At 57.4% G+C, this 12342-nt stretch carries 7 protein-coding genes; 1 reads left to right on the plus strand and 6 read right to left on the minus strand.

All coding sequences use genetic code 11. The features are described from left to right. Positions 1–77 precede the first annotated feature (77 nt). Positions 78–3482, plus strand: a complete 3405-nt coding sequence (gene ileS, locus DX909_RS15440; protein WP_128546097.1) for an isoleucine--tRNA ligase — start codon at positions 78–80, stop codon at positions 3480–3482. Between the two features lie 7 nt (positions 3483–3489). Here the strand turns inward: ileS and DX909_RS15445 are convergent, their stop codons facing one another. From DX909_RS15445 to DX909_RS15470, 6 genes are all read right to left on the minus strand, one after another. Continuing rightward, positions 3490–6546, minus strand: a complete 3057-nt coding sequence (locus tag DX909_RS15445) for a glycoside hydrolase family 9 protein (protein WP_164851297.1) — start codon at positions 6544–6546, stop codon at positions 3490–3492. A 390-nt stretch (positions 6547–6936) separates the two neighbouring features. Continuing rightward, complete coding sequence (locus tag DX909_RS15450) at positions 6937–7629, minus strand: aspartate/glutamate racemase family protein (protein ID WP_128546099.1); 693 nt, start codon at positions 7627–7629, stop codon at positions 6937–6939. Positions 7630–7633: 4 nt separating this feature from the next. Next, positions 7634–8530, minus strand: a complete 897-nt coding sequence (locus tag DX909_RS15455; RefSeq protein ID WP_128546100.1) for a 1,4-dihydroxy-2-naphthoate polyprenyltransferase — start codon at positions 8528–8530, stop codon at positions 7634–7636. Positions 8531–8629: 99 nt separating this feature from the next. Then, positions 8630–9247 carry a glutathione peroxidase gene (locus tag DX909_RS15460; RefSeq protein ID WP_128546101.1) on the minus strand — a complete coding sequence of 206 codons (618 nt, stop codon included), beginning with the start codon at positions 9245–9247 and terminating at the stop codon, positions 8630–8632. Positions 9248–9262: 15 nt separating this feature from the next. Then, positions 9263–11041: an arginine--tRNA ligase gene (gene argS / locus DX909_RS15465; RefSeq protein WP_128546102.1), complete on the minus strand. Its 1779-nt coding sequence runs from the start codon at positions 11039–11041 to the stop codon at positions 9263–9265. A gap of 189 nt (positions 11042–11230) precedes the next feature. Next, positions 11231–12082: a hypothetical protein gene (locus DX909_RS15470; RefSeq protein ID WP_128546103.1), complete on the minus strand. Its 852-nt coding sequence runs from the start codon at positions 12080–12082 to the stop codon at positions 11231–11233. Between the last annotated feature and the right edge of the window lie 260 nt (positions 12083–12342).

Below are 12342 nucleotides of genomic sequence, written 5' to 3' on the forward strand. Positions count from 1 at the left end.
TGGGATACGGAATTTGGAGATGGGTCTTCCCTGCAAATTCCGTATCTTTGCAGCCTGATTAATCTCCCAGCAACACCGTGAGTTACAAAGAATACAAAAACCTGAATTACGCTCAGGTCGCCGACGACGTACTACAGTTCTGGAAGGCGAACCGCGTGTTCGAGAAATCGGTCGAAACGCGCGACGGTCAGCCCACGTTTACCTTTTACGAAGGCCCCCCCTCGGCCAACGGCAAACCGGGTATTCACCACGTGATGGCCCGGGCGATCAAGGATATTTTCTGCCGGTACAAAACGCTTCAGGGCTTTCAGGTGAAGCGCAAGGGCGGCTGGGATACGCACGGCCTCCCCATCGAACTCCAGGTCGAGAAAGAACTGGGAATCACCAAGGATCATATCGGAAAACCGGCTTCGGAAGGCGGTATTTCCGTCGAGGAATACAACCGCAGGTGCCGCGAGGCCGTGATGAAATTTACGGACCTCTGGAACGACCTGACCGAAAAGATGGGGTACTGGGTCGATCTGGAAAACCCGTACGTCACCTACCACAACGAATACATCGAATCGCTCTGGTACCTGCTCAAAAAGCTGTATGATCAGGGTCTGCTGTATAAAGGCTATACCATCCAACCGTATTCGCCCAAAGCCGGTACCGGGCTGTCCTCGCACGAGCTGAACATGCCGGGCACGTATAAGGACGTGAAGGACACGACTATCGTGGCGATGTTCAGGGTAAAACCGTCGGAAAAGGCGCAGCTGCTGGCGTCGGCCGACGGGACACCGAGCTACATCCTGGCCTGGACGACCACCCCCTGGACCCTTCCCGCCAACTCGGCCCTGACCGTCGGCAAAGACATCGACTACGTGCTGGTGAAGACCTTCAACCCTTACACCCACGAGCCGGTGCAGGTGGTGCTGGCCCAAGCGCTGGTCGGCCGCTGGTTTAACGAAAAAGGGCAGGACGGCGACTTCGAGGGCTACGCGGCCAGCGATAAGAAACTAACCCCCTGGACCATACTCAAGACGTTCAAAGGCGCCGACCTGGAAGGCATCGAATATGAACAGCTGCTGCCCTACGTTCAGCCCGAAAAACCCGCGTTCCGCGTCATCCTCGGCGACTTCGTGACGACCGAAGACGGTACGGGCGTCGTGCATACCTCCCCCACCTTCGGGGCCGACGACTTCCGGGTCGCGCAGGCCAACGGCATCCCGCCGATCATGGTCCGCGATGAAAACGGGAAGGAAGTGCCCATCGTCGACCGGCAGGGCCGCTTCGTGCAGGAGATCGGCGAGTTCGGCGGGCGGTATGTGAAAGAGCAGTATTACTCCGACGAGGAGCAGGCCGACCCGGAGTTCCGGCCTACGGACGTGCTGATCGCCATCAAACTGAAGGAGGAAGGCAAGGCGTTCCGCGTCGAGAAATACGAACACCCCTACCCCCACTGCTGGCGGACCGACAAACCCGTCCTGTATTACCCGCTCGACAGCTGGTTCATCCGCACCACGGCGAAAAAAGACCGGCTGGTCGAACTGAACAAGACCATCAACTGGATACCCGAAAGCACCGGCACCGGCCGCTTCGGCAACTGGCTCGAAAACCTCGTCGACTGGAACCTCAGCCGCAGCCGCTACTGGGGCACCCCACTGCCGATCTGGCGCAGCGAAACCGGCGAGGAAGTCTGCATCGGCTCCGTCGCGGAGCTGAAAGAAATGGTTGAATTGTCGAATCGAAGAATGATAGAATTAATTAAGGCGGAAAACCGTACGGAATGGAATGCCTATCTCGAAAAAAATAATTCAATCATTCAGCAACTCAACAACTCAACAATTGACCTGCACCGCCCTTATGTCGATGAGGTATACCTCCTCTCCGAGTCCGGGAAGCTCATGCAGCGCGAACCGGACCTGATCGACGTGTGGTTCGATTCGGGGGCCATGCCGTATGCGCAGTGGCACTATCCGTTCGAGAATAAGGAGATTTTCGATAAGGCCTATCCGGCCGATTTCATCTCGGAGGGCGTCGATCAGACGCGCGGCTGGTTCTTCACGCTCCACGCCATCGCCGGGATGCTGAACGACTCGGTAGCCTTCAAAAACGTGGTTTCGACGGGTCTGGTGCTGGACAAGAACGGCAATAAGATGTCGAAACGGCTGGGCAACGCCGTCGATCCGTTCGATACGCTGGCGACCTACGGGGCCGACGCGACGCGCTGGTACCTGATCACCAACGCCGAGCCCTGGGATAACCTGAAATTCAATATCGACGGCATCGGGGAAGTGCAACGACGGTTCTTCGGGACGCTGTACAACACCTACTCGTTTTTCGCCCTCTACGCCAACCTCGACGGCTTCGACTTCGACGGCCGCCGGACCATCCCGGTTTCGGAACGCCCGGAACTGGACCGCTGGATTCTGTCGAAACTTCAGTCGCTGATTCTGGAAGTGGAGCAGCAGTTCGAAGACTACAACCCAACCAAAGCCGGGCGGGCCATCCAGGATTTCGTCAACGATCACCTGTCGAACTGGTACGTGCGGCTTTCTCGCCGGCGGTTCTGGAATACGGCCGAAGCCCCCGACAAACGGGCGGCTTACGAAACGCTGCACGAATGCCTGACGACGGTATCGAAACTGATGTCGCCCATTGCGCCCTTCTTCGCCGACTGGCTGTACCGCAACCTGACGAAGGAAACCGACCTGTCGGTGCACCTGACCGAATTCCCGCCGGCCGAACGCGACCTGATCGACACCGATCTGGAAACGTCGATGCAGCTGGGACAGGATATTTCGTCGCTGGTGCATTCGCTGCGGAAAGGCCACAAGATCAAGGTGCGCCAGCCGCTGACGAAGGTGCTGATCCCGGTACTGAACGAAACCACCCGCCGTCAGATCGAACACGTCGCGCCCATCATCCAGTCGGAGGTCAACGTGAAGGCCGTCGAATTCATCGACGACGCGTCGGGCATCCTGAAGAAGAAGATCAAGCCCAACTTCAAGACCCTCGGACCCAAGTTCGGGCCGAAGATGAAGGATGTGGCCGCTACCATCAACGCCATGACCGAAGACGACATCCGGAAGCTCGAAGCCGCCGGAAGTCTGTCCTTGGCCATTGGTGAGATTACGATGCAGGACGTGGAAATCCGGACCGAGGACGTGCCGGGCTGGCTGGTGGCGAGCGAAGGCAGCCTGACCGTGGCCCTGGACGTAACGATCACGGAAGAACTCCGCCGGGAGGGCATCGCCCGCGATTTCGTCAACCGGATCCAGAACCTGCGGAAAGACCGTGATTTCGACGTGACCGACAAGATCACCATCACGCTGGAAAACAATAACGCGGTGCTGTCCAACGCCATCGAGGCCAACCGGCCCTATATCTGCCGCGAAGTGCAGGCCCAGTCGCTCGACCTGGTGACGGACCTGAACGGCAACGCGACGGAGATCGAAATGGACGAATTTCTTCTGCGGGTGAAAATTGAGGTAGTCTGATCCCGGACTACCTCACCAGCAGTTTTTTCACCTGCTGACTGGTTTCCCCGTCTACTTTGAGGTAATACAGGCCCGGAGACAGCTTAGGTACGGAAAGCTGCTTCTCCGGGCTATTTAGTTTGAAGTTCTGCCGCAGGAGGGACCGCCCCTGTCCGTCGGTCAGCGTCGTCTGGACGGCCTCATCCGCCCCGAAGCCGCTGAACTTCAGCGTCACCTGCGAGCGGCCGTTGTCGACCGGGTTCGGATATACCGACACCTCCGGCTGAAAAGCCGCCACCTCCGCCGAAACGCCCTCCCGGGCCGTGGCCGAATTAGCCAGATAAATCCTGTCGAAATAACAGACCGGCCGGGCGCTTCCCGTCGCTTCCTGGAAGAAAATGTCGGTCAGGGTGGCCGGATTACCGAAGGTAGACAGCGGCACCGTAATCAGCTTCCACTGGTTGGCGGTGGTTGTGAAGCGGTACGACGGCCCGCCCCCGTTCAGGATGACCTGAATCTGCTGGCCGGTATTGGTGCCGCCGTGTACCCAGAATTTCAGATGCGTAAATCCGCTCAGGCCCACGGCCGTATTGGCGTGCAGGTAAAGCCCCGCCCAGCCCGCATCGTATTTTGCCGAAAGGCTTTTGGTCCCGCTGTACACCGGCGTGGAGTTGGCCAAATTCCGGGTCGTATTCCACGACCAGTCTACCCAGTTCGCGTTGAGCGCGTCGTCGTAGATCATGGCGGTCGCCGGGGCCGTACCGTTGACGGTGACGGCGGTGGTGGCGGTTTTCGTACAGCCGTTCAGCCCGACCGTCAGCGTATAGGTACCGGCGGCTGCCGGGGTGACGCCCGCGAGGGACGGATTCTGAACACTGGAGGTAAAGCTGTTCGGACCGGACCAGCTGTAGGTTGCTCCGGCACCGGCATTGGCGGCCGTCAGATTCAGCGTCTGCCCGGCAGGAATCGGACTGTTGCTCGAAGCGGTGGCCGTCGGAACCGGGTTGATCGTTACGCTCGTGGTGGCCGTCTGGGCGGTGCCGCCGGCCGGTGTGATGGTGACGGTATAGGAGCCGGCCGCCGTCGCGCCGGCATTGGCGATGGCCGGGTTCTGCTGGGTGGAGGTAAAGCCGTTCGGTCCTTTCCAGGCATAGGCAGCTCCCGTTCCCCCGCCCGAAGCCGTCAGGTTCAGCGTCTGGCCGGTGCAGACCGGGCTGTTGCTCGATGCGGTAACATTCGGCTGGCTGCCGCCGTTCTCCGTAAAATAGGCTACGACGAACGTATAACCCGCCTGGTAATAGATGGCCGGTTCGGTCACTTCCCAGGAAGCATCCGGCCAGGAAGTATTCCAGTCGCGGTAGACTTTCATGGGCGGTTCGCCTTTCGGCGGGGCGGTCGTTCCCGAATAATACTGGTTCGGCCCTCCGGCCAGAAAACCGGGTGCCGGTCCGAACTGAGAGTTGGCCCCGTCGTACCGGGCCGAGCCGTCGCGGTACCAGCTGTGGTAAATCTCCATCACGGAATTTTCCGCCCCGGCATTCGCTCCTTTGGCGCCCATGTTGCTGAGGTAGACCCAGTTCAGCGGGTTGCGGCCGTGGATGTAATGCAGGTATTCTTCGGCAATTTCCTTATACAGAGCGGTTTTGGCGGTATTGACCCCCAGTTCGGCCGAGAGGATCGATAGCTGGGCCCACTTCATTTTCTGAAGATTGGACCCCCAGGAATAATGACCGTTCCACATAAACCCCAGATACGGGTCGTTGCGGGAGGTAAAATAGGGTTCGATGAACCAGTCCATGACGTTCAGGAAGCGGCTTTTAAGCTCACCGACGATGGAGGCCGTGGCGTTGGGCGTCTGGCTATAGACGAAGTAGGCCCGGTTGAGGTCCCAGCAGAGCGACGCATCGAGGTGGCCGTTCGAGAAGGGATGGAACCCGTTCTCACTGGTGCCGCCGACGTCCTTGTAGTTGGCCTCGAAGTAGGTTTTGTATTTGGCGGTTCCGGTAGTCCGAAAGAGTTCGGCGGCTGCGTAGATGCGAAGCCGTTTGTCGGCATTGCCGTTGGAACCGGCGTCGGCGGCCGCCAGCGAGGCTCCGTCGGTACCGGAGGCCGGGTTCATGGCCGGGGTCGATTCCAGGTAGGCCCAGGCCCGTTCGGAGGCTGTCCGCAGCGTGGTGGCATAGGCCGGGTTGGTGTTCTGATACAGGCGGGCGGCATGGGCGGTCAGGGCGGCAAAGGTAGCCGTGGCCCAGGTGGTGATGTTGGTGTAATACCGGGGCTGGGTGTCGGTGGCGGGGTTGTCCGTGCCATTGTCGTAGCTGGTGACGGCCACCCGGTTATGCACACCCCCGCTTCCGGCCTGCATCTTCAGCAGCCAGTCGAATTCCCACTTCAGTTCGTCGAGCAGGTCGGGAATGCTGTTACCGGATTCGGGAATGTTCGTGTTGTCGGGAAAGGCGGTGGGGCGGAGTTCGTAGGCCACCATCAGGTCCCAGAGCGTCCCGGACAGAAACGGCACGTACTTGTTGTAATCGCCGGCATCATACCAGCCTCCCCGTACGTCGAGGTTCGTGCCGCCCTGGGCGGAGGTGGTATACAACTGAGCGTTGGCGTCCTGACCATGGGCGGCCGGGTGCGTCCAGTTGCCGCCGAAGGTGGCCGGGATGTCGGTTCCGCTGCGCTGGTAGTAGAAAGTGCGGACGGAGGTCCGGAGAACCGGCGCGTAAACGTCGGCTTTGATGTCGAAGTCGTAGGAACGAAGGCTGTTCGACGGGTCGACGATGTAATAGGTTCCGGGGGTGGTCAGACCGGAAAAGTCACCGTGCCAGACCTTGTCGCCCGAGTCGCCGTGGGTGTTGCCGGCATTCCAGGCCGTAACATTTCCCGAAAAGACGACGGTATTATCAGATTTACGACGCACCTGGAACTGGCCGCCGGGGGTGTAACTGATGCTGCCGTTCTGGCCGCTGACGGGATCGGCGAAGATCACGTGCTTCCGTGCAGCGGCCCGCCACCCGAATTGATCGACAATAATCTGCTTGCTGACGGTCTGGGCCTGAAGGGTGATGGAGGTACCGGAAAGCAAAAACAAGACACCGGTAATATAGCGACGCCCGAGGCATTGAACCCGTTGTTGAATACCAGTAAAGTAGTGTATCATAACGTTTTGCCGTGAGTAAGGGTAGGTTCAAACCACCAAGCAAAATAAATGCCATCGTCTGACAATACCGGAAGGAAGTTTGCTTTACTCAGAGATTCGGCTTACCAGTTGCCGAACAAGGCAGGAAGAGAGGTATTCGAAGAAAAAAAAGGTGGTGAACTGTTCTTGCCGCACTTTTCCGATCTTCACAGGAGTTCACCACCTGAAAAAATAACGCAATCGGAAAATGATTGTTTTATTAAATGGTAAATGATTACATAAAATTTCGATCAACTGATCGAACGGGACAACTGCCGGTCCATTTCCGGCCGGATTTCAGGACAGGCAGAAGTCTACGGCCGCCATGGCGTGCAGGGTCGTGGTATCGAACAGCGGCACCTCCGTATGCTCCGGCCGGACCAGCAGCGGGATCTCCGTACAGCCCAGAACGACGCCTTCCGCGCCCCGATCCGCCAGCCGGCCGATCATCTCCAGATACCGCCCGCGGGTGGTATCGCTGAAAATGCCCCGCCCGAATTCTTCATAGATGGTCCGGTGAATGAAGTCCTTATCGGGTTCATGGGGCAGAATCACCTCGATTCCGAAACGCTCCTTCAGCCTCCGGCGGAAAAAAGCCCGTTCCATCGTGAACCGGGTGCCCATCAGGCCAACCCGATTCAGGCCGGCTTTCCGGATGGCCTCCCCGGCCGCGTCGGCAATGTGCAGCAACGGGACGGAAAGCCGGTCGGCGACGGCATCGGCTACCTCATGCTGGGTGTTGCAGGCAATCACCACACACTCCGCTCCGGCCAGAACCAGCCCCTGAGCCATTCCGTCGACGGCCCGTTCGACGGCGGCCCAGTCGTCGGCCTTCTGCCACTGGACGAATTCCTCAAAATCGGCATTGGAGAGAATCAGTTTGGCCGAGTGGTTGCCGCCCAGCCGGCAGCCCACCTCCTGATTGATGATCCGGTAATAGGCCGCGGAGCTTTCCCAGGACATTCCGCCGATGATTCCGAGTGTTTTCATGGGATCAGGAAAGCAGCTGGCCGAGGCCGAAGAGGATCACGAATACGAGAGTCGAAAGGGCCAGCTGGCCCAGGCGCGGGTTCAGCTCGGCCGACTTTTTATGGTGCGCCACGGCCCGGCCGTTGATCAGAAACAGCGGAAACGCCAGGACATAGAGCCAGCTCAGCCACGAATGGCCCGTCAGCAACGTATAAAGGATGGCGCAGAACATTCCGCCCAGGAGCAGGAGCCAGTGGTAGCGGATGGCCCGCTCCAGGCCCAGCCGCACGGGAACCGAGTATTTGCCGGTTTTGGCGTCCGTCTCGATGTCGCGGATGTTGTTGATGTTCAGCACGCCGGTGGCAAAGAGTCCCACGCTGGTGGCCGGCAGCAGCAGGATCGCGTCGAAGGTGAGCGTATGCAGGAAATAGGTGCCCAGAACCCCCACCCAGCCGAAAAAGATCAGCACGGCAATGTCGCCGAAGCCGCTGTACCCGTAGGGCCGCCGGCCGTTGGTGTAGGCGATGGCCGCGCCGATGCAGAGAAAACCGAGGATCAGAAAGCCCCAGAAAGTTTGGGCCGGGGCATCATGCAGCGCTTCATACAGCAGCCCGATGCCCGAAACCAGCGCCAGCGCCGAAGTGACGATGATTCCGCGCAGCATCGCTTCCCGGGTAATCAGGCCGGTGGCGACGGCCCGCCGGGGGCCGACCCGCTCGGCGGTGTCCTTGCCCGAGACGGCATCGCCGTAATCGTTGGCGAAGTTGGAAAGAATCTGAAGGAAAATGGTGGTCAGGGCCGCCAGGACGGCAATCGTCCAGCTGAACCGACCGGAAGCCGAAGCCAGAAAACTACCCAGGATGATGCTGGCCAGAGCCAGAGGCAACGTACGCGGCCGGGCGGCCGCAAGCCAGGAGCGCATGGGATCTAAAATTAAAATGCCGGGTGTAAAAGTAGTTCCGCGAATGGAGCAGCGCTACTTTTTCACCCGACATTTTAAGGGATCAATCTAAGTAACCGATTAAATGCCGACGGCGGCCTTGAACTCGTCGTCGTTCGGTTTTACTTTCGAGCCGAAGAAATGAGTCAGTTCCCCTTTTTCATTGATGACGTATTTGCAGAAGTTCCAGGTCGGAACCTTGTCGTTCCAGCCGTTCAGCGACTTGTCCGACAGCCACTTGTACAGCGGGTGCTGGTTTTCACCGAGGACTTCGACTTTTTCGAACATCGGGAAGGTCACCCCGTAATTCTTCTTGCAGAACTCGGCGATTTCTTCGTTGGAGCCGGGGTCCTGGTTCTTGAAGTTGTTCGACGGGAAACCCAGCACGATGATTTTGTCACCGTGCTTCTTGTAGAAAGCTTCCCAGTCTTCGAACTGCGGAGTATAGCCGCATTTGGAAGCCGTGTTCAGCACGACGACTTTTTTGCCTTTGAACTGCTTGAGGGATACGGATTTGCCCTCGATCGAGTTGACCGTAAAGTCAAACAGGGTTTTCGTCGGAGCTATTGCCGATTCGGGCCGCTCCGCCACTTCGTTCCGATCTTTCAAAACGTGAGTAAGAATACTTTTGACTGACATAAAGCTGGATAAGGTTACAGCTAATACAATAACGCTGACTACAAGAAGTGACTTTTTCATTGGAATAGTACGGGTTTACATTTTAGTTGGCACTTCAATTCCTAATAACTCCATTGCTTTACAGATGGTTTCAGCCACGGCTCCGGACAGGGCCACCCTAAACAACTGGCGGTCCGGATTGGATTCGGACAGGATCGAAAGCTCTCCGTAGAACTGGTTGTAGGCCTTGGCCAGTTCAAACGCAAACTGCGCCAGGTACGAGGGAGCAAAGTCGGCAGCGGCCTCGGCGATCCGCTGGGGATACTGACTCAGCAAAAATACGATTTGCTGCTCAATTTCGGATAGTTCGACCGGTTTTAATGAGGGCCTGACCTCCAGCCCCATCTGCTCGGCTTTGCGCAGCACGGAACAGATGCGGGCGTGGGTATACTGGATGAACGGCCCTGTATGTCCCTGAAAGTCGATGGACTCCTGCGGGTTGAACAGCATCCGCTTTTTCGGGTCCACCTTAAGCAGAAAATACTTCAGGGCGCCCATGGCCAGGGTATGGTACAGGTGGCGGGCCTCCTCGCCGGCGAAATCGTCGATTTTTCCCAGTTCCCGGGTGCGGGCTTCGGCAGTTTCGCGCATTTCCTCCATGAGGTCGTCGGCATCCACGACGGTACCTTCGCGGGATTTCATCTTGCCGCTGGGCAGGTCGACCATCCCGTATGAGAGGTGGTACAGTCCTTCGGCATACGGGCGGCCCAGCCGGCGCAGGATGGCGAACAGCACCTCGAAATGATAGTTCTGCTCGTTGCCGACCACCCAGATGGACCGTTCGATGGCGAAATCACGGAATTTCAGGTCGGTAGTTCCCAGGTCCTGGGTGATGTAAACGGAGGTGCCGTCGGAGCGGAGAACGAGTTTCTGGTCCAGCCCATCGTCGGTCAGGTCGATCCAGACCGAGCCGTCTTCTTTCCGGAAAAAAACCCCCTTTTCCAGCCCTTCCTCGATGATGTCTTTGCCGAGCAGGTAGGTCTCGGATTCGTAATACGTCCGGTCGAAGCTGACGCCGATCCTGTGGTAGGTTTCGTTGAAGCCGTCGTAGACCCACTGGTTCAGTTTTTTCCATAAGGCCACGGTGTCCGGATCGCCCTGCTCCCATTTCCGGAGCATTTCCTGCACTTTGAGCAGCAGGGGCGCTTTTTTCTCGGCTTCCTCCTCGCTCATGCCTTCCTCCACCAGTTCCTCGATCTGCTGTTTGTAGGCCCGGTCGAACCAGACGTAGTATTTGCCGATGAGGTGGTCGCCCTTCATGCCTGTAGATTCCGGGGTCTCGCCGTTTCCGAACTCCTCATAGGCCAGCATCGACTTGCAGATGTGGATGCCGCGGTCGTTGACGAGGCAGGTTTTGACCACGTCATAGCCGCCGGCCTTCAGGATCCGGGTGATCGAATCGCCGAGGAAGTTATTGCGCAGGTGGCCGAGGTGCAGCGGTTTGTTGGTGTTGGGCGACGAAAATTCGACCATTACCGTCTGGCCTTTGGCGGGCAGCCGGCCGAAATCGGCGTCGGACAGGATACCGTTCAGCGAATCGACCCAGACCCCGTCGTCGATGCTGATATTCAGGAAGCCCTGTACGACGTTGAAGTCGCTGACGAAAGCCGTGTTCTCTTTCAGGTAATTGCCGATGGCCTGACCGATTTCGACGGGCGGCTTTCGGGTGGTTTTCGTCAACGGAAAGGTAACGAAGGTATATAAGCCTTTGAACTCTTTTTTGGTAGGTTGTAATGCCACGTTTTCCACCGGCTGGTCGAACAGGGAGCCGGTGGCACTGGTAATGGCCTCTTTAAGTCGTGTCTGAATGTCCATTCTGGAAAGCGGATTGAACGGGTCGCCGATGCGCGTACAAAACTACGGCAAAAAACACAGGTTTCAGCCCGTCCTCCCGGACTTGTTTTGCCGCCCGGTTGTCTCAGGAGGTAAAATCAAAAACCGGCCTTTTGAGCCGGAATGCGATTACCGAAAAAAATGGTGGTCAGGAAGGCGTCTGAACGGTTCTCACTCAGCAGGACGTTCGACTCTTTTTCCTAACCGGATCGGGTAAGATAAGGTAAGCCGAAAAGCCGAACCTCTGGCCGCGGTCTGTAGAGCGGAAGCGCTTCCATTCACTTTAAAATCGACATCCATTAGAACCATTTTCTGCAAGCCCTTCGAATACACGATCTGAATATCGATCCGGTCTTTATCCCGATTTTTGAACTGAAACCCAAATCCGGCCTGAACCGAGGCCCCGAGCCGCCTGACGACATTCGGAAGCCGCTCACTAACTTCGACCCGATCCAGCCGGGGGTCATTGATTCCTGCGGACAAAACGGCTCCTTCGAAGTTATCAAATCGGAACCAGTCAAGGGAAACTCCGGCGGTTGCGTACCAATTGAAAATCATGGCGAAGTGGTTTCCTATCGGGTCTAGTCGTCCAACCCGGATGTTTTCCTTCAAAAGCAGATCGGCTTTCAAAGGAAACTGAAGCAGAGGTGCCAAGGTAACCTGCCGTACGGCGGAGGTTGGGGTCGTTATTCGGTACCCTAAACTCAGGTCGCTTTCGCTGATACCGGCGGCTAGCCTGACCTTTGGGTTAACTTCATACTGAATCAGACAACTCCAGAAGTCACTGGAACCGTCGAAGGCCCTTCCCAGCCGGCTTTGAGTTGAATAGAGAGGCCGGATTGTAAAATCGGAAAAAACCGCCTGCATACCCACTGTCGGCTTTATAGACAGTCGTTTCTGCGCGGAAGCCGGGTTGCCCGGAAAACCTATCAGGAGAAGTATGGACAAAACCCTCAAAAGGTTAAGGGTTTTGTCCATTGCCGGAATTCCGCGCTTTGTTCTAATAACCATGGTTGATTTCAAGGGTCTGGGTTCTGAAATTCCAGGTATAATTATAAAAGGTAGTCCGAAGTTTGAATCGGCGCAAGGCGGTGGTCGACTCATACGGCCGATAAACCCAGTCATTATGGCTGACAAAATTGCTATTCGCCGATTGCTGGCGGACTACCTCGCCTTTGCATTTAGGTTCATACATGGCATACCAGTCACCTCCCATAGTCGTACTGGTTGCCCACCAGATACCAGCGGATCGATGCTGAGACTGGGCTTTTGCAACTAAAGCA

The organism is Larkinella soli (assembly GCF_003703975.1).
Lineage (GTDB): Bacteria > Bacteroidota > Bacteroidia > Cytophagales > Spirosomataceae > Larkinella > Larkinella soli.